At 36.6% G+C, this 19,220-nt stretch carries 14 protein-coding genes; 4 read left to right on the top strand and 10 right to left on the bottom strand.

Annotated features, from left to right (window positions below; all coding sequences use genetic code 11):
- Nucleotide 1: 1 nt before the first annotated feature.
- Nucleotides 2–802, bottom strand: a complete 801-nt coding sequence (locus LVD47_RS14670; RefSeq protein ID WP_236978087.1) for a queuosine precursor transporter — start codon at nt 800–802, stop codon at nt 2–4.
- A 105-nt stretch (nt 803–907) separates the two neighbouring features.
- On the opposite strand from LVD47_RS14670, the gene LVD47_RS14665 reads away from it, so the two are divergent.
- The 3 genes from LVD47_RS14665 to LVD47_RS14655 all read left to right on the top strand — a co-directional run bounded on the left by LVD47_RS14665 (nt 908) and on the right by LVD47_RS14655 (nt 4,198).
- Nucleotides 908–2,080 (top strand): hypothetical protein, encoded by a 1,173-nt coding sequence (locus LVD47_RS14665; RefSeq protein ID WP_236978078.1) that lies wholly within the window; start codon nt 908–910, stop codon nt 2,078–2,080.
- Nucleotides 2,058–2,393 (top strand): translation initiation factor, encoded by a 336-nt coding sequence (locus LVD47_RS14660; protein ID WP_236978076.1) that lies wholly within the window; start codon nt 2,058–2,060, stop codon nt 2,391–2,393. Before LVD47_RS14665 ends, LVD47_RS14660 begins: the two co-directional genes overlap by 23 nt.
- A gap of 380 nt (nt 2,394–2,773) precedes the next feature.
- Nucleotides 2,774–4,198 (top strand): T9SS type A sorting domain-containing protein, encoded by a 1,425-nt coding sequence (locus LVD47_RS14655; RefSeq protein ID WP_236978074.1) that lies wholly within the window; start codon nt 2,774–2,776, stop codon nt 4,196–4,198.
- Nucleotides 4,199–4,292: 94 nt separating this feature from the next.
- On the opposite strand, the gene prmC is transcribed toward LVD47_RS14655, so the two are convergent.
- The 3 genes from prmC to LVD47_RS14640 form a co-directional block, all read right to left on the bottom strand.
- Nucleotides 4,293–5,123 (bottom strand): peptide chain release factor N(5)-glutamine methyltransferase, encoded by an 831-nt coding sequence (gene prmC, locus LVD47_RS14650; RefSeq protein ID WP_236978066.1) that lies wholly within the window; start codon nt 5,121–5,123, stop codon nt 4,293–4,295.
- A complete protein-coding gene (gene nspC, locus LVD47_RS14645; protein ID WP_236978063.1) occupies nt 5,095–6,237 on the bottom strand; it encodes a carboxynorspermidine decarboxylase in 1,143 nt (380 codons plus the stop codon). Before nspC ends, prmC begins: the two co-directional genes overlap by 29 nt.
- A gap of 147 nt (nt 6,238–6,384) precedes the next feature.
- The gene (locus tag LVD47_RS14640) at nt 6,385–7,578 is read right to left on the bottom strand and encodes a saccharopine dehydrogenase family protein (protein ID WP_236978061.1); all 1,194 of its coding nucleotides are present in this window, start codon (nt 7,576–7,578) and stop codon (nt 6,385–6,387) included.
- Nucleotides 7,579–7,821: 243 nt separating this feature from the next.
- Between LVD47_RS14640 and LVD47_RS14635 the strand changes: the two genes are divergently transcribed.
- Entirely contained in the window at nt 7,822–9,090 is a 1,269-nt protein-coding gene (locus LVD47_RS14635) for a Gfo/Idh/MocA family protein (RefSeq protein ID WP_236978060.1), read from the top strand.
- Between the two features lie 162 nt (nt 9,091–9,252).
- Here the strand turns inward: LVD47_RS14635 and LVD47_RS14630 are convergent, their stop codons facing one another.
- The 6 genes from LVD47_RS14630 to LVD47_RS14605 form a co-directional block, all read right to left on the bottom strand.
- Nucleotides 9,253–11,601, bottom strand: a complete 2,349-nt coding sequence (locus LVD47_RS14630) for a sodium:solute symporter family transporter (protein ID WP_236978058.1) — start codon at nt 11,599–11,601, stop codon at nt 9,253–9,255.
- Between the two features lie 74 nt (nt 11,602–11,675).
- On the bottom strand, nt 11,676–12,596 hold the full coding sequence (locus tag LVD47_RS14625) for a dihydrodipicolinate synthase family protein (protein WP_236978056.1): 921 nt from the start codon (nt 12,594–12,596) through the stop codon (nt 11,676–11,678).
- 30 nt (nt 12,597–12,626) lie between these two features.
- The gene (locus LVD47_RS14620) at nt 12,627–14,084 is read right to left on the bottom strand and encodes a RagB/SusD family nutrient uptake outer membrane protein (RefSeq protein ID WP_236978047.1); all 1,458 of its coding nucleotides are present in this window, start codon (nt 14,082–14,084) and stop codon (nt 12,627–12,629) included.
- Nucleotides 14,085–14,102: 18 nt separating this feature from the next.
- A complete protein-coding gene (locus LVD47_RS14615; RefSeq protein WP_236978045.1) occupies nt 14,103–17,189 on the bottom strand; it encodes a SusC/RagA family TonB-linked outer membrane protein in 3,087 nt (1,028 codons plus the stop codon).
- Between the two features lie 68 nt (nt 17,190–17,257).
- Entirely contained in the window at nt 17,258–17,968 is a 711-nt protein-coding gene (locus LVD47_RS14610) for a FadR/GntR family transcriptional regulator (protein ID WP_236978043.1), read from the bottom strand.
- A 27-nt stretch (nt 17,969–17,995) separates the two neighbouring features.
- Complete coding sequence (locus LVD47_RS14605) at nt 17,996–19,216, bottom strand: hypothetical protein (RefSeq protein ID WP_236978035.1); 1,221 nt, start codon at nt 19,214–19,216, stop codon at nt 17,996–17,998.
- Nucleotides 19,217–19,220: the final 4 nt, after the last annotated feature.

Raw genomic sequence — 19,220 nt, 5'->3', positions numbered from 1 at the left:
ATTAGCTATTTTGTGCCTCAGATTTCATTTTTTCTGCAAGACTTTTCCCCAAAAACCAATCTATGAAAAAGTGCATTAAATATATTAGTGGAGTAAGCAATATAGCCATAGAACCTTTATAAATATAATTTACAACCCCTATAGCCAACACAAGACTCAAGGACCAATCAGCACCTATATAAAACGCAATGAATAATACGACAAAGCTGTCGAGGATTTGTGATATCAAGGTAGAGCCAGTAGCTCTTAACCAGACTTTTTTCTCCCCCGTAATTTTTTTAATTTTATGAAAAGCAAAAACATCTGTAACCTGACCAATTAAAAAAGCAATTACAGATCCAATAATTATCCATAATCCCTGTCCAAATACCAATTCATATGCATAGTTATAATTGCCTACTTTTGCTAATTCCGACGCTTGCTTCTCGGCAGACCAGGCAGGATTTATATGAGATTGGGGCCAAAAATCGGCAGGGATAAGATGTATACCCATAAATACCATTAAAAAAGCGTAAATGATTAAACCGACAGCCAGGTTCGAAAGAATTTTAACGCCCCTTTTTCCGTAATATTCATTTATGACGTCTGTCATGACAAACTCTAACGGCCACAGAAGGACGCCGACAGTAAGGTTGAGTGATAATTGGCTTTCACCAAAAAAAGAGAAACTAAATGGATCAATTCCCAAATTCCGCTCAAGCGAAAAAATTTTAACACCTATGAATTCAGCTATTATGGCATTAGCTACGAAATATGCTCCCAGAACTAAAAACAATAAATGCTGACGTTTAAAATTATTCATAGGTTGAAAATAGGGAATCAAATATTTATTTTTATATCCTTATTATATTAATTTCAATAAATTGACATTATCTGTTGTATCCTGAATTTTATTAAATTAATTCCGGTGAAATTTTTGTCTAAAGAAAGTATTTATTCAATTCACTCTATACATGGAGTCATTATTTCCCGTATTCCACTTTGGTTAGCAAGTATTATACTTATATTAACTTTGCAACCAGCGAAAGCCCAATCCACCCAAAATCTAAGGGAAGAAATAAATGAAATCATTACTTATCAAACTATAAATAATGACCTTGGCAAATTACCTATTCATGCACTAATAATTGATGGGGATTCTGAGTTTTTTATTAATACCCAGAGTCAAAAAACAGATACAAGCTACCTGGATAGTTTATTTTGTTTGGGTGGAGCTTCTAAAATATACGCAGGTTTATTACTTTCTTTTTGGCATCATGAAAATAAATTATTGCTGACAGATAGTATTAAAATTTCACCTAATACAGGAACCAATACTTTCACCACTACCCTCAAGAGTTTGGCCATTCATACTTCCGGATTACCGAAGATTCCCAATAACCTGGCCCTATATCAAATGCCCGGTCACCATCCCTATGAATATTATCCTGTAAAAGCCCTGGACTCGTGTATACACCAATCGGCAATCAATAATAAAAACGAATATTTGTATTCAGATCTTGGTTATGCCTTTATTGAATACTACCTTTCCAGTAGGCTACCAAAAAATATCAATTTAAATCATTACATCGGGCCGTTATTCCCTTCAATTTTCTCCAACACTTATATACACAATCCCGCAGAGGAATTAGTTTTACAGGGATTTGATCGAACAGGAAGAAAGGTTGGACCCGAAAAAAGTATGATTTTTGGACTTTCCAGAACCGCTTACACCAGTCTGCGTGATTTAAAATCACTGGCAGATTTGTATTTCAATGACTATATTACACAAAATCACTCCTGGCTTTGGTATTTTCAAGAACCTGAATACCAGTATCATATTGATGAAAAAGAAAATTTCTTTTCAAGTCTTGGATGGCATTTATTGAAAATTGATAACCAATTTACTATATTAATTCAAGGAGGAGTATCGGAAGGAAATAGTTGTTTTATCGCAATTCTTCCCGAGACTCAAACTGCTGTATTTTTATTATCAAATCAACCGGTATCATTAAATTCTCTTGGTATAAAAATTATGAGAATGATCAATAGAAACTGGTCAAAAGAAAAAATAAAACGTGAGCAAAAAAAAGAAAATTAACGTGTATTCCACCAATCCTGATTTTGTCAACAGGTTTTTTGATGAAGAGGAAGAATTTACCCCCGATCCGGAGGAACAAAGTTTGCGTATTTGGTTGGATAGAATTAAAGGCAATAAAGTTATCACCATAGTCAAAGGATTTGAGGGTAGTGAAGATAATCGCGAAAAACTAGGAAAGCTCCTGAAGAAAAAATGTGGAGCCGGTGGATCTGTTAAGGATAATGAAATTTTTATACAGGGAGATCACAGAAATAAAGTTCTTCAAATTCTGAAAGAACAAGGATACACCAAGACTAAAAAAGCCGGGGGATAATCCCTACCTCCAAGGTGGATATCAATAATTTTTTTGTATTATTTAAATAACTGAATATCAATATAAAACGTAATCTTTTATTAAAAATTTGACAATTTGTGTTGCGTCGGTGTCAGGTATTCAAAAATAAATATTTACATTCGGTGAAATTTTAACCCAAGCACCATTTGAGGAGGGAATTTGTAAATATCTCATTTGAAATCAAATACGTTTTTCACTTCTCTTTAAGACTTTCATAGGATAGTTTTATGCATTTTAGGTTAAATCGGAAAATTTAGATGTTTAAAATGTTAAGATTCAACATTTAACATTTGAAGTCCAATAATTCGATCATTTAACAGTTTCTTAATAAACGATTTACTAAATACGAATTAACTGATATGAAGAGAACTTTATCCTGCTTGATTCTGGCAGCGCTATTTATTTTCACAACTGATGTTTTAATAGCCCAAGAGAATCAGCAATTTGGCCCCGGAGTATACGAAACACTTGAAAGGAGTATTGACCTAAGAAATATATGTGTTCCCAATCCCAAAACCGAGTACGAATATGATTTTGATATTTCGTTTGAAAAAAATGTAAATAAGGCAATAGAAAGAGAAAGGAAAGCTTTTAAGACAGATGAAATAAAAAAATATTCACACCCAAAGTATTACAAGAATCCTACTGAATATGCTCAAAAAATTATCAATGCCTTGAGAACAGCATACAGTGGTGCATACGATATTAATGTAACTAATATACCCCTTGATGCTGCGGTAGTAAATGCATCGCAAAATCACAGCTGTAAAATGGTATCTTGTAATGAATTTGGTCATCAATCTTCATGCCTGGGATCGGTAAAAAGCCGTGTTAGTGAACAGGTTGGCGAATGGGGAAGTTGCTTCAATGGTTATTCCGAAAACATTGCCATAAATACCCTCACTAGTGTTGAAAAAGCTATTGAATGGGCTATATTTGGAATGATGTATGCTGACGTTGATTGTTGTAATAATGGCCACCGTGAAAATTTCTTGAAATGTACGTACAATGAAGACTGGGTAATGGGATTCGGCTATAAGAAAGGTAAGTATTCTTTTGGAGGATCCGGACGCAGCTATGACGCCTGGTTTATGACCTGGGATTACGTTAAGAAAAATAATGGTTCGGATTGTAAATGGGACAATAATAATGGAACCAAAGAATGCCCTGAAGTTTTAGTTTCAAAATTTAAATCCCTTACTCTTGATGGTAATTCCTCATGCACTAGTATTAATATCAAGTGGTCAATGGTTCGAGAAAATAACAGTTCTCAATTCGGAGTTTATATATCTGAAGATGGCAGCTCCTATACCTTACTTGAAAACATTACGGCTGCAGGGAACGATGAAAATACATCCTATCAAAGTATTTACAGTCCTTCTGGCGACGGCATAAAAGAAATTTCTGTTTTTATCAAATCAAAAGATAAAAATGGTTCATTTATTTCTTCTGAATTAAAAACACTTAACCTGGAATCTTGTCAATCCAAAGATGAAGAAAAAGCACAACCCTCTACTCCTGAACCAACGCCCCCTGCACAGGAAGAAGATGAAGCGGAGGAAGAAGTAGTTGATGAAACTCAAATTATTATAGCACCCAACCCGGCAGATGATTATATTTCTTTGAAAAACATTAGATATGGTGTATTTTACAGAATATATAACTCAAGTGGCCGACCGGTAAAGTATGGAATTTATACCAGTGAGATCAATATTTCTAGACTTTCCAGTGGGAACTATTATATCAATGCTGATGGCAAAAATGGAAAATTTGTGATCCAATAAAATATAATCACCTAAGATCCTACTTCAAACTATTGAAGATCTAAGGTTTAATTAAACGAAGTGCTGTATGCGAATCAATGCTGCAGCACTTTTTTTATTTCACACTGCGGCAACAAAATATTCGATCTTTCCCTTGCATATCCTTGATAATTTCTATCTCTTCGTATTTCCCTTCAGATTCAAACATCTCCACAATATCTTTTCCTTTCTCTTCGTGTATTTCTAAAAATATCCATCCCCCTATTTTCAGCTGTCTCCAACTATTGCGACAAATGGATAGATAGTATTCCAATCCATTCCTATCTGCCGTAAATAGAGCTGATTCAGGCTCATGGAAAATAACATTCCCCCCCATTTTGGACTTATCCCCAAGTGGGATATAAGGCGGATTACTAACTATTATGTTTGATTTTTTCGTTGCATTCCAATTCCAGTCAAGCATGTCACCCTGAGACCAATGAATATCTAAATTATGATATTGTGCATTTATTTTAGCTACTCTCAAAGCCTCCAGACTGTTATCTACTCCTATAATTTCCCAACCGGGTTTATTTTTTTTCAATGCTAGCGAAATACAACCGGAACCCGTTCCCAGATCCATCACAGTAAAGTCTGCATCCTGCACACGATCCAGAATATAATAGACCAGTTCCTCTGTTTCAGGACGTGGAATCAATACTGCCGGATCAACAAAAACTTTCAAATCGTAAAACCAGGTATATCCTATGAGATATTGGATAGGAAACTGGGCTTTAAGCTTTTTTAGATCATCGGTAAATTTTGCAGAAACACGATCAGATTCCCGGTATATTTTCCACATTGATTTTGTTTCCCGATGTCCGTATATGGGTACCAATTCTTTTATCCATTCTGACTTTCTATATTCTTCATCCATATTATGACAATCTGGATTTAAAATCCTCATAGGTGAAACTCCTTTGAACTCTATACTCTCCCCTACCATTAATGATCCCTATATCCGGATGTCTTACCCCATTGAACATAGTGGTTTTTACCATCGTATAATGAATCATGTCTTCAAAAATTACTTCATCCCCTACTTTCACTTCATTTTCAAAGGAATAAGGTCCCAACTGATCTCCTGCCAAACAACTTGTTCCTCCCAGTTGATAGACATGATTACCCTCTGTACCATATTTAGCCCCTCTAACCTCTGGGTTATAAGGCATCTCCAAACAATCAGGCATATGGGCGGTAAACGAAATATCCAGGATTAAACATTTACGCATTGGAGTATCAATTACGTCCATAACCGTCGATTTGAGAAAACCGGTTTGCCAGGCAATTGCAGACCCCGGCTCCATTATTATCTTAAGATGGGAATATCTCCTTTTTAAAGATAACAAAAGTTGGATTAAGTGTTCAATTTCATATCCCGAAGACGTAATCAAATGCCCTCCCCCCATATTCAGCCAATCCAATTGATCCAAAAGATGACCGAATCGCTCTTCGAAGGCATCCAGGACACGTGATAATGTGTACGAATTATTTTCACAAAGAGCATGAAAATGAAGCCCATTTATTCCATCTGGTACGTTTTCCAATGAGCGAATACCTAACCTACTTCCAGGTGATGCCGGATTATATAAATCTGTTTCTATTTCGCTATATCCAGGATTTACCCGAATCCCAAAAGCTAATTGGCTATTTACCGTTTTCATTTTCTTTCCAAAGCGGTAATATTGATCCAGGGAATTGAAGATAATGGTTTGACTCATCCGGGCTAATTCATCAATCTCATCTTCTCGATAGCCTGGAGCATATGTATGCGCCTTTTCGCCCATCTCATCAAAAATAGTTTTGGCCTCGAATAAAGAGCTTGCTGTAGCACCATCAAGATATTCCCTTACTATAGGAAAAACTGACCACATGGAAAAAGCCTTTAAGGCAAGAATGATTTCTATTCCAGCCTTTTCACGAACATATTTTAATTTTTCTAAATTAGATCTTATCTTCTGTTCTTCCAGGACATAAGCTGGGCTCGGGATATTAGGGTAATAGTATTTTTGCTTTATCATTTTCTACAGTATTCCATGTTGAACAGAAGGCTTTTTAAATTAATTATAAGCTCTTAACTTTTAGTAGTGAGATATTCAGCTCATTTTGCACAATTACTACTTTTTTCGTAACTCAAACCACGCGCACAATAACTCCAATCTCATGACCTATAGCTCCAAATCAATATCCAGTTTTACCTCCCAGGGAAGGCCGCAACTATTGAGCTCCTCCATAAAAGGATCCGGGTCAAAATTTTCAACATTGAACACCCCTTCGCCATTCCATTTTCCGGTCACCATCATTTTCGCACCAATCATAGCAGGAACCCCTGTGGTATATGATACGCCCTGGGTACCTGTCTCTTCAAATGCTTTTTCATGACTACAGTTATTATAGATATAACATGTCCTTTCTTTTCCATCTTTTATCCCTCTGATTCTACATCCAATTGATGTCCATCCTTTATAATTTGTACCCAATGATTTAGGATCGGGTAGTACAGCTTTTAAAAATTGGATAGGTACAATTTGTCTTCCTTCATAAGTAATGGGTTCGATATTAGCCATCCCTATATTTTGGATTACACGCAAGTGAGTAAGGTATTCATCAGAGAAAGTCATCCAAAACCTTGCCCTTTTGATAGTAGGAAAATTTTTCACTAAAGATTCCAGTTCTTCGTGATATATTAGGTACGAATTTTTAGGACCGATTTCAGGGTAATTCAATTTCTTCATAAATTGATGAGGTTCCGTCTCGACCCATTGACCATTCTCCCAGTACTTCCCTTTTTGCGTAACTTCCCTGATATTAATTTCAGGATTAAAATTGGTTGCAAACGGATGACCATGATCTCCGGCATTACAATCCACAATATCCAAATAATGTATTTCATCAAAATAATGTTTGTCCGCATAGGCCGTAAATATCGAAGTGACACCAGGATCAAATCCACAACCAAGCAAGGCCATTAAATTTTTCTGTTTGAATTGTTCGTTGTAAGCCCATTGCCATTTGTATTCGAATTTGGCTTCATCTTCCGGTTCATAATTAGCGGTATCCAGATAGTGTACACCTGCTTCCAGGCAAGCTTCCATAATTACCAGATCCTGGTATGGTAAAGCAACGTGTATCACCATTTCCGGATTGAATTTCCGGATTAAACTAACCAATGCATCCTTGTCCATCGCATCTATAGCCGCTGTTGTAATCCTATCGTCACCAATAGCCTCTTTTATTTCATCACATTTAGCTTTGGTTCTACTCGCCAATAATATTTCAGAAAAAACATCTTTTTGCTCTGCGCACTTATAAGCCACTACTCGTCCTACCCCACCAGCTCCAATGATCATTACTTTTTTCATCCTTCTTTTGAAACTATTTTATGTTAAAAAATTACTATTCAAGCGATTTCCCTCAAAGATATTCCCTTTATGCAAGGGGTTTCCAATCGCAATTTATAAAAGCTATACAATCCGTTACAATAATATAACATTATAATAAATATAAAATTTAAATTTAGGGTACCAACAATAGCACCCTCCTTTTTATTTTAGGTGCCTTGTTACTTTTTACACATGCTATGAAATTAAAAATATAACTAATCCATGGAAAGAAGAGACTTTATAAAGGGAGCAACAGCTCTTTCGACATTAACTATTTTGAAACCGGAAACCGTATTTGGATCCAAAGCCAATTCTGCCATTAATATGGGATTTATTGGATGTGGCAGCCGTGGAACTACGGATATTTCTTCCATGTCCCGGCACACTAATATAAACATAAATGCTCTGGCTGATATTTTTGCAGATCAATTGGATAAAGCCAAAATAAAAATGGATCAACTCAACGCCGCAAAAGGATTCGGCGAAGTACAGAAATCTAATATCTACAGAGGTTCCGAAGCATATCTGGAATTATTAGAAAATGACCAGGTAGATGCAGTCCTAATCTCTTCTCCCTGCTATACCCACCCCGAATTCCTGGAAGCAGCCGTAAAGGCAGGGAAACACGCTTATTGCGAGAAACCCGCAGCAATCGATGTGGCAGGATGCCGCAGAATAGAAAAATTAGGACAAACAGCTAAAGGAAAAGTCAGTCTCGCAATTGGATTCCAGGTCCCTCATGCCACCCCCTATGCCGAAATGATACGCCGCGTAAGACGCGGAGATATTGGTAAGGTGATCAATGTACAACTGTACTATCTGGCTTCAGAAATTCCTATTAAACCATATGATCATATGTCCTATGATGAAGCTCGCATCCGCAATCATTTCCATTTTAGAGAATTATCCGGAGGTACCCTTTTGGATCAAGGGATTCATATGTTAGATATATGTAACCAGGCTTTACAAACCCATCCTGTAAAGGCTAATGGCTCGGGAGGATTAAAAGGTGGTACGGAATTCGGCAATGCCTGGAACCATTACCAGGCGTTATACGAATATCCCGAAGGCATCAATGTAAGCTATCACTCCACACAGTTAGGACCTGTTTTCGGTGATGTATGTGCAAGATTTATCGGAACAAAAGGAATGGCCGAAGCTCATTATAGCGGAGGAGTGTTTATTTCCGGTGACAATGAATGGGATTCCGGTATTGCCAAAGGGAAAGCTGAATTGACGGAAGAGCAGCGTGCTGCCGGAGTTTTTCTTTCTTCCCTTCATAATGCCGATGAAAACAAACACAAAAGTTTTATTCAAAGTATTGAAAGTGGAAATTACCTCAACGAAGCCGAAAGGGGGGCTGAATCCACTTTGACCGCCATACTAGGTAGGAATGCGGCAGAAGCTCAGGATACTGTGTATTGGGATGAACTTCATTACTCCAACCAGGTTATTGACCCGGCCTTGGACCTAAAGCAATTTGACAGATAAATATATTCGGAAAACTATAGGATAATATATATCATATTCTGTACCTAACTGTACTGATCAGTGGGAATATCTATTCCAGCCCACAGATTTCGCATATGTATGCAGATGGTTTTACTGTGTTATTTCTTTCGACTTCTAAAACTTCTGTTCTTATCAGCATCCTCAGAGGAATTGTCGATCCAATTCGCTAAACAAATAACTTGATACTATACCGGCGATCAGGGAAACGGGCATAATGGTCAGGACACTTAGGCCAAAAATTTCTGTAAAAGCAATTAAAATAGCTACCAACAAAGAAAAAATTCCTCCGAAGAACGTTCCCTTATCCGTTGCTTTGGGCACAAACAATGCCATAAAGAACAAAACGAACAAAGGTGCTACTACGAGATTAACTACTTTGATGACTACATCGAGTAAGTTTCCTTCTATATATCCTATGAACATACTACATACTGAAACAACGATACCTAAAATCACGGAAATCAGACGTACCTGTTTCAATGGATCCACCGTTTTGAATAATTTAGGGAAATGACGATCCAGGACATCCTCTGATAGCACGGAAGAAGAAGAATTGAGCCCGGAAGAAAGACTGGACATAGCTGCAGCCATTATTCCTGCTACCACCAGGCCACTGATACCAACCGGAAGTCCAACAAGAATAAACCTCGGGAACAAGGCATCGGCATTCTCATATACATTTGTTCCGAATTCCAAATCTTCGGGAAATTTCACAAAGTAAGAAAGAACAGCCAACCCCAATACTGCCAGCACCAATTGAACCAAGGCATTGGACATTAATGAAACTTTAAGCGACCATTTAGCTTCTCTTTTACTACCCGTTGAAAGGTAACGTTGAATAGCCATTTGATCGGAGCCAGCAGTACATACCTGCCACACAAGGGTCATTACAAAGATATTGCCAATAGTCATTCTCTGTTTGAAATCAATCCCCCACTGCAATTCTTCCCAGTGGGACAACCATTCCCGGGGAAACCAATCCATCGAATTACCGAATCGGGAAGATATAATAATTATGGTCAATATCGCCCCACCCAGTAAAATAAAAGACTGAATCGCATCTGTCAGGACAACTGCTTTTATTCCGCCCAGAGTAGTATATAAAACCGTAATTAACGCTATAATCAGGCAAATAAGGGGAACCCATTTCTCAGAAAAGCCCATAATCGTAGAAAGTGCCGTGGTGACCGTAGCATATATGATCGTGGACATCCATAAAAAACGGAGAAGAAGGAAAAATACTGTTCCCAGATTCCGTACGTTATGTCCCAGCTTCAGCTCCAACACTTCATAGGCACTGGTCACATTGAGCTTCATAAATTCCGGAATAAGGAACTTTCCTACGATCCAATACGCCACGGGAAAGGATAATATACCAAAAGCGACCATAGGCCCGTACTTGATCAGTTCCCCGGGATACGCCAGATAACTCAGTGTGCTCAATAAAGTAGCGAATAAAGAAAGCCCCACCATAAAGGGATTCATAGTCCGGCCTCCCAATAAATAATCTTCTTTACTGGAAGCCCTTCTCGAATAATAAAAACCGATCCCCAACATCATCAGGAGAAAAAAAGCAATAACGCCCCAATCCCAGACTGATAAATGCTTGTCCTTCTTACGCTCAATGGACAATAACGCAAAAGCAGCTGCACTCTGACAATCCAGGTTCATACTTTCCAAAACTGACCTGCCTTCTCCGGATTCCAAAACATTCTGCCCGGTAAGTACTCTATACAGGTCAGGTATCAGCGTTTTGTCCCCGTAATAAGCCATCATTTCACACGCTTCGAAACGAGTGCTCTTTACATTACTAAGAATCATATTCCTGTAATGATCTTTTATTCCCGTATCGCCCATGACCTGATGATTGTCAGCAGTCAGAGCCAAACTTATCCGATTCCGTGTCAAATTCGAAAACGAAAAATCCGCGGTTATGCCTTCCATTTCCAACCGGACCTCCTGCGGTATCTCAGCCTTCATCTTCATAATCCCGTAAGCCAAGATTTCCTGTACCTCTTTTTTTTCTGTCGGAAACAATTCCAGGAGGCCCTGAATATCAATTTCGCCTCCGGGATCTGCGGGAAGGCTGTTTCCCCAAAGTACAAATCCCCTCAATACACCACCGCTTTCCAAATCATTGCTTACCAATCCGGGTGGAAAAGTTTTAAGAGAAACACCCAACTTGGCCAATGTTTCAGCGGCATGCAAACGATCCGGACTTTTAGCGTTAAGGTAAACATCCCGAATTTTATCTATGTAATTTTCCTTTTCTTTCTTTGTTTTTCCTCCACGGACCCCAATTCTCCAAACTCCGATTCGTTTTTCAGGTTCATTTCCATAAACATCTAAAAGTCCGTAAAAAGACGAGTCCACCCACTCGTGATATCCCAATTGTTGTAAAAATTCGTATGCATGAACCCGAACCCAAAAATCATTGGACCGGGTTGCCTCTTTGAGTTTGTTCAGTGCTTGAATATTATTTTCGGGCATACTGGTAGAAATACCAGAACAGTTTAGAAATAAAAGAAAAGTACTAACCCAAAAAACACATCGGATATGAACTTTTAGCATGTTGATATGGAATTAAAAAAACCTAATACTTTCAGGTCTGCCTCCAGCGAGCGATTTTCAACATCTGTTAAATTTCTGAGAGGCAATCGGCAGGGTCCCAGGTCCAAACCCATGATTTTAAAAATTGCTTTGGAACTGACTATAGCATTCTCATATTTAAGCATTAACTTAACAAAGTCAATAGCTCTTGCCTGATAGTCTAAAGCTCCTTTTATATCATTATTCTCAAAAGCTTCTTTAATGTCCAAATACAATTGTGGTATAAAATTAAATGATGTTCCAATACTCCCTTCAACCCCGTATAGCATACCATTTAAAAAATATTCATCATTTCCGTTTAGTATATCAAACTTATAATTTTCCAACCGGATACATTCTTGAAAATCGACTAAATTCTTTGAAGTAAATTTAATCCCACAAAAATTTGGAATTTCATCTTCAACTTTGCTTAAAAATTGAACCATGGGTAAATCAACTCTTGATACACTAGGTATATGATAATAATAATAAGGAATTTCTGGGGCTGAATATGCAATTCTCTTATTAAATTCAACCAATTCTGAAACCCCGTTTGGGGGAAAATAACATGGTCCCATACAAGCTATTGCGTCAACCCCAATAGTTTTCGCATGAGACGCTAAACGTATTGAATCTTTATAACTTGTAGAAGAAATATGAACAATAACCGTAAGATTATTACTATGCAACATCCAAGCTTCAAGAATTTTTTGTCTTTCTTCAACAGAAAGCAAGAGTCCTTCTCCTGTTGTACCGCAAATAAAAACTCCATCCACACCGATCGACACTAAATATCTAGCATATCTATCAATCATTTCAAGTTTTAACTCACCTCTACTATCAAGAGGGGTAAAAGTAGGAACTATCAATCCCTTAATTTTGCTTTTAATTATCATAAATTTTTTAAATAATAAGAAATAAAACTTCTATTTAATACCTGTAAGGTCAGTTACCGACTGAGGAATGGGATAATAATATTTACTTCGATCCGTAAAATTATTAACAAAGGTACCACCTTGTCTTTCCAGGAAAGCTTGCATTACATCCAACGCCCGATCGGTACGTACGAGGTCAAACCACCTTTCGTTTTCGAAACAAAACTCACTCCTACGCTCCTGCTCCATCCACAGGCGGAATGTTTCCTTATCCGTCTGAGGGTTCGGTTCCAGACCGGCTCTTGCTCTTACCCTATTAAGGATAGCCAAAGCTTCTCCATTGGGACCTTCCAATTCATTTAAAGCTTCTGCATATAACATCATTACGTCTGTAAACCTTATTAATATAAAATCAATGTTCCAGTTATTGAGGCCACTTACCGGACCATTTATTTGGTCCTTGTATTCACTGTATTTTCGACACCATGGATCATTTGTTATAGTATCTCCAGATTTATTTAACCAAGACATTCTTAAAGCGGATTGTTTTCTAAAATCATTAGTTGCAGGAAATATTTCCTTAGCAATATCTTCTGTAATATGTAAACGAAATGGAGTCCCACCAAAGACAAAATCAGATGGATCTATTTCATTCGGTGCATTTCTTGAAGGGAAACTATTTCCTTCGTTAGTACCATCAACAAACTTAATAGCAAATAAACTTTGTCCGGCATTTTCATTTTCAAAGGCAAAAATATCATCATAATTTTCAAAAAATTCAAATTCTCCGGACCCAATAACATCTTCAAATAATAGTTTAGCTTGTGACCACTCATTAGTTCTCAATGGATAACCTGATCTATAAATCAATACTTTCCCCAAAAGAGCTTTTGCAGCATAAATGTTGGCTCGTCCAGGAAAAATCTCTGTGGACAACCAATTATTATTCACTATTTCTGATAAATCATTTTTGATAACATCATAAACTTCCTGAATCGTACTTTTGGGAACTTCATAGGCATCATCAATTGTCAACGGTTCAATTACGATTGGAACTTCTCCAAAAATACGGACAAGATCAAAGTACAGTAAACTCCTTATAAATAAAGCCTCCCCCTTCCATTGATTCTTAGAAGATTCTTGAGCATCAATTTCCCCAACATAATATATAACTCTATTACACCTGTTAATATAATTATACAGATTATTCCATGCGGTAGCTAAAGTAGTATTCAAAGCGTCTTCTGAGAATCTACAAAATTGTCCGTCATCGTAAAAGGTTGTTTGCCATGTATTATCAGATCTGGCCTCAGTCAACATATATGAAAAATTCTGATTCACTTTTGCCTCCTGTAATGCATCATAACATCCTGCAAGAGCTTGCTCAATATGCTCCGATGTAATATAAAATCCGGAATCAGTCTTTGAAGAAATTGGTATAAGGTCAAGTTTATTTTGACATGAAAACATCGTAAAGATTAAAATTCCAATTTTAGTTAAAGTTTTCATTTTTATTATTTTGAATTTTTAAAAAGTTACATCAATCCCAAAATTGAATGTCCTTGCCAATGGATATGTGGAATCAAATTCAACTCCAGGAACTAAGGCTGAATTACTCCATGTACCTGTCTGAACATTATGATAATATTCATCAAACATTAAAAGATTATCAATTGTCAAGCTTAATTTCAATACATTCAATCCTGATAATTTACTGAGTATCTTATCCGATAATATGTAACCTAGTGAAACATTTCTAATTCGAATAAAACTGGCATCGTGTAACCAAAAATCAGATGGAGTAGTAAGATTATCGGTCACAACAGCGCGCGGAGTCTTGCCATCACCCGGATTCTCAGGTGAACGCCACCGATTTAACCAATAATCGTATACATTCCCCCGTGATTGACCGTGCTGTGCTTTAGCTATATTTAGTAACTTGTTGCCATATTGGCCATCAATAAAAAAAGAAAATGAAAGATTCCCTAAATCAAATTTATTAGTTAGTCCGAAAATAAACTTAGGCAGATTACTACCTACATGTGTCCTATCTGCAATAGTAATTTGTCCGTCTCCATTTTGATCCACATAAATAAGATCACCTGGTTCCTGTCTTTTGTAAGTCGGATATTTATCTAAATCACTTTGATCCATAAATATACCACTGGTTTCAAACATATAATATTCTCCGATCGACCTACCAATTTCTGTTATTGTGGATGCTTCTCTTATGGAAGAAATAATTGGACTCCCAGTAGGACCCAACTTTTTAACGATGTTCTTGTTAAAAGAAATATTAAAAAAAGTATTCCAATTAACCTTTCCATTAAGATTATTTGTCATGAATTCCAATTCAACACCTTTATTTTGCACTTCCCCAATATTCTGTAGTGCCGAATTAAAACCTGTTATCCCAGGAATTGGTACGTTTAACAGAAGTCCCTTAGTATCGGATATGTAATAATCAATTGTCAAATTAATTCTATCTTTTAAAATACCTATATCAAATCCAAAGTCCAAAATTTCAGTAGTCTCCCATGTAAGATCAGTATTGGAAAATCCATTTTGACTATACCCCACAATAACCTCCTCATTTGGTCCGACGTAGTTATTTTGATTCAGAAGACTTGAATATGCATAATTCCCAACATTATTATTACCCGTAGTACCATAACTAGCTCTTAGCTTAAGAGAAGATAAAAACTTATTATTTACCATAAAATTTTCCCGATCGACATTCCAACCTATCGATAATGAAGGGAACAATCCCCATCTACTACTTTTATGAAACCTGGAGGAACCATCTCTCCTTAGACTCGTTGTCAAAAGATACTTTCCTTCATACTCCATATTCAATCTTCCAAAATATGAAATAAGATCCCATTCTGTTCTTGAATCAGTTGCAGAATTTACAACTGTTCCAGCATTTAATGTTTGTATTTCATCGTCAGGGAATCCGGATTTTTCCAAAAAAGAATTATAATCCATTTGACTTTGGAACGAATACCCAGCTAATAAATTAACCCCCAATTTATCCCTTTCCAATAAATAGGATACAGTTGTCTCACTCAAAAACCCCTTACCAGCATCATTTGTTGCATTTCCAACGGCTCCCCTCCCTCTATTAATATTATTTGGCAGAAAATATTCATTTGACTTATTGCTGACATCAAACCCGGTCATATTTCGTATGAAAAGATTTTTAACTGGTTCAAATTGAATGAAAGGATTGGCAATAGTTCTTTGAATAGTGATTAGATTCTTCATTTCATTAACCAAACTTACAGGATTCAGATACGCATCTAAGTGATATGGGTAATACCCACCCCTGAATGTTTGCTGACCCAACTCAACTATTGGAGCTACTAAAATAGATCTACTAACAGGCCCCTGGTTCCAATTGGACCTGGGATCATTCCCTGTGGAATAAGAAATACTAAAATTTATTCCCAAGGTCAAAAAATCTAAAGGACTTCCTTCTAAATTGGATCTAAATGAAGTCCTCTGAAAATCACTTCCTAAAATAATACCTTTTTGATCCAAATAATTTACAGAGGAATAATATTTAAGAGAACCCAAACTACCGGATAACGAAAGTTGATTGTTATTTATTGGCGCCACTCTATTGATCAAATCTTGCCAGTTGTTATCAGGAAATGATTCCGGATTTGAGATCCATTGTGGATCTATGGAATATCTTGTGTCTGGTGGTCGAGAAGTTAGAGTAGCAGGATCTATACCCTGATAAATGGCACTATTAGTTCTCTCTTCAATCGCAAATTCCAAATATTCGTCACGATTCAACACTCCTACTTCTCCTAATTGTCCCTGTAATCCAAAAGTACTGCTAAAACTAAAGGTCGGTGTTTTTTCTCGACCTTTTTTAGTTGTAATCAAAATAACACCATTAGATCCTCTTGAACCATAAATTGCTGCTGACGCAGCATCTTTCAACACTTCAATGGATTCTATATCTTTTGGATTTATAAAACCAATATCCCCCGAAATAGGAAAACCATCAACTACGATCAAAGGGCTATTAGATCTGGATATTGAATTAACTCCTCTAACTTTGATTGATAAACTCGATCCTGGGGCTCCTCCATTCGATTCTTGCAACTGTATCCCCGCAATTTTGCCTGCCATCGCCTGGTCAACTCGAGCAAAGGTTGAATTATTTAAGTCTTCTGAACTCAGTTTAGATACTGAACTAGAAATTCTCGAACTCCGTAATGTACCGTATCCCACAACAACAACTTCGTCGAGTACATCTGCGCTTTCCCGCAAAGTAATCGATAATCTGTTGTCGTTTTCGATCTTCAAACGTTGCACTGCATATCCTACATAGGAAAATACCAACCAGTCTCCTATTGAAGCCTCTATAATAAAAGTACCATCAAAATCGGTTGTTGTACCCTTACCGGAACTCTCATTTAAGACATTGACTCCTATCAGTATTTCACCCCGACTATCAACCACCTCTCCTTTAATATTTATGGTCTGAGCAGATAAAGTCCACGTTATTGCACAGCATAACGGTATTAAAAAAAGTTTAAAGCCCATATTCCGCAAGTAATACCCTAAAAGGCATTTTGAAATTTGCCAATAATTCATACTTTTGTGTTTTATCTATTAAGTAATATCGGATAAATTTAGAATAAGCAGGAACTGCTATTTCCTGCTTATTTTTCCTTTTTGAACTCATATACATAGTCTAGAAAAGCTCTTAAATGTCTTTCAATTCCTTCCTTATATCCACTTTCGTCACCCTCTTTTATAAAATCAACCAGATCATTATGAGAGACAATCCTACCTTCATCCCTCAATCTTTGAACATAATTATTGAAATCTAAAAAGTTGGAATGAGCATAGCTAAAGATTGGAATTAATACATTCTGTAAGGTTAACAATGAGGAATTATCCACTATTTGATATATTCTAGTATGAAAATTTATTTCATCTTCAACACTCACTTTTACATCCCCTAATTTGTTTTCTCGATCAACAATTTCCTCTAGTTCCAAAATATCATTGTGGTCCACACTCTTAAAAATCATGGGAGTAATACCAATTTCAATTGCGCAACGTAATTCTATCAAGTCAAGCATTGATTGTTTACCAATAAGATTAGACCTAATAACTTTAACAAAATTCACCATAGGATCTGCTTCTTTGATAACCATACCACGTCTTCTTCTACTCTCAATGATATTTAGCATTTTCAACCGAGACAGACTCTCTCTCACTAAATTTCTACTTACATTATACTTTTCCGAAAAGAAACTCTCCGAAGGAAGAGAATCTCCTTCTCTTAAATCAGCCTCTTTAATATATTTTAACAACTTATGTTCTAATTGATCTACTAGTGTAATACTTCTTAATTCTTCTTCCATATTTTAATATTAGTGATAAAGTCAATTTTACCTATTCCATACATAATTAGAGCGTCCCCATTTAATTTTCGAAGCATAAACATTTCCACTTGCTCCAAATAATTCTTCTCCTTTACCCGTCATCCTTTCGGCCACTGTTACCCATGTTTCATTTTCATTTATATTTGTAACACTAAAATTGCCCACACTAGCACCCCGATTGGGAACAAGTATTCTCTCTGTTTCCCTAATCAAGTTCATTGATTGCGAATTTACTTGAGCAATAAAAAGAGGCGCTCTGTGTCTCACTACATGATCATTATTGGCTCCCTTTCGCGTATATACCAGGAACAATCCTTCCGAATGCGTAACCCAATGCTGCATCGTATTATACGTCCCAACTTCTTCTCCGTTATCAAATCTCCAAACCTGAGGTTCCGAAAAATTCAAACCATCTTCGCTTTTTGCCCAATATCCTTTTTTATCATTTCTTATAGTCAGGTAGTATTCATCTCCAAACCGGGTCAGTGAAGGCTCGAACAAACCTCTGTCAATATCTATACTTAGTTCCGAGCCGTGTTCCAAATACCCCAAATCTTTTCCATCAAAAGAACATTTAATAACACAAGTTGTATATGTTTTCCCTCCTTTCCCTCTATAATATATTGGTAATAGAATATCTCCATTTGGCAAATCAATTCTTTGATCGGCACAGGTATTAGTTTCATAGTATTTAGGATCATTAGGGAGTTGCAAAAACTGCCATTTTGTCCATTCATGAGTCTTTGGATTATATATTGACCAAATGGGCGTTCTCTGTTCATAAACAAGCGCTCCATTTCTATACGGGACTGAATGACATGTTCCAAGTAAAGTTTTTGAAACTAAATGCCACTTAGGTGTAAAATTGCACATTCCTATTGTAAGTCCTTTTTCGTCCCTAAATGAAAATGCATCATTTCTATTCTGCAAACTTGACCAAGAAAATCCGTCATCCAGGCTATATTGAGAAACAACAGGAGTAAAAACATCTGATCTTCCCTTTTTCATTTCTTGAATAGTCAATACTAACATCTTCGGACTTTCCATAACTACACCAATACTAGGATAAAACCAGGTTGTACTATCAGTATGACCAGACATAATAGTATCCAAATCGATTTCAAAACTAATCTTTTTTACTCTAAGATAGTCATCATTGACAGTTCTAGTTTCTGAAGTGCAACTATTAAAGAGGATAAGTATGAAAGTAATACACACATAAAACATATCA

This window comes from Membranihabitans maritimus (genome assembly GCF_021729145.1).
In the GTDB taxonomy this organism is placed as follows: domain Bacteria; phylum Bacteroidota; class Bacteroidia; order Chitinophagales; family Saprospiraceae; genus Membranihabitans; species Membranihabitans maritimus.
The sequence above is the reverse complement of the archived record's forward strand: the minus strand, read 5'-3'. Positions and strand labels throughout refer to the sequence as shown.

Coding starts and splice junctions, on each gene's coding strand:
- prmC (WP_236978066.1), bottom strand. CDS start 5,123: ATGAGGATTTTAAATCCAGATTGTCATAATATGGATGAAGAATATAGA.
- nspC (WP_236978063.1), bottom strand. CDS start 6,237: ATGATAAAGCAAAAATACTATTACCCTAATATCCCGAGCCCAGCTTAT.
- LVD47_RS14630 (WP_236978058.1), bottom strand. CDS start 11,601: ATGCCCGAAAATAATATTCAAGCACTGAACAAACTCAAAGAGGCAACC.
- LVD47_RS14615 (WP_236978045.1), bottom strand. CDS start 17,189: ATGAATTATTGGCAAATTTCAAAATGCCTTTTAGGGTATTACTTGCGG.
- LVD47_RS14670 (WP_236978087.1), bottom strand. CDS start 802: ATGAATAATTTTAAACGTCAGCATTTATTGTTTTTAGTTCTGGGAGCA.
- LVD47_RS14625 (WP_236978056.1), bottom strand. CDS start 12,596: ATGATAATTAAAAGCAAAATTAAGGGATTGATAGTTCCTACTTTTACC.
- LVD47_RS14655 (WP_236978074.1), top strand. CDS start 2,774: ATGAAGAGAACTTTATCCTGCTTGATTCTGGCAGCGCTATTTATTTTC.
- LVD47_RS14635 (WP_236978060.1), top strand. CDS start 7,822: ATGGAAAGAAGAGACTTTATAAAGGGAGCAACAGCTCTTTCGACATTA.
- LVD47_RS14640 (WP_236978061.1), bottom strand. CDS start 7,578: ATGAAAAAAGTAATGATCATTGGAGCTGGTGGGGTAGGACGAGTAGTG.
- LVD47_RS14610 (WP_236978043.1), bottom strand. CDS start 17,968: ATGGAAGAAGAATTAAGAAGTATTACACTAGTAGATCAATTAGAACAT.
- LVD47_RS14605 (WP_236978035.1), bottom strand. CDS start 19,216: ATGTTTTATGTGTGTATTACTTTCATACTTATCCTCTTTAATAGTTGC.
- LVD47_RS14620 (WP_236978047.1), bottom strand. CDS start 14,084: ATGAAAACTTTAACTAAAATTGGAATTTTAATCTTTACGATGTTTTCA.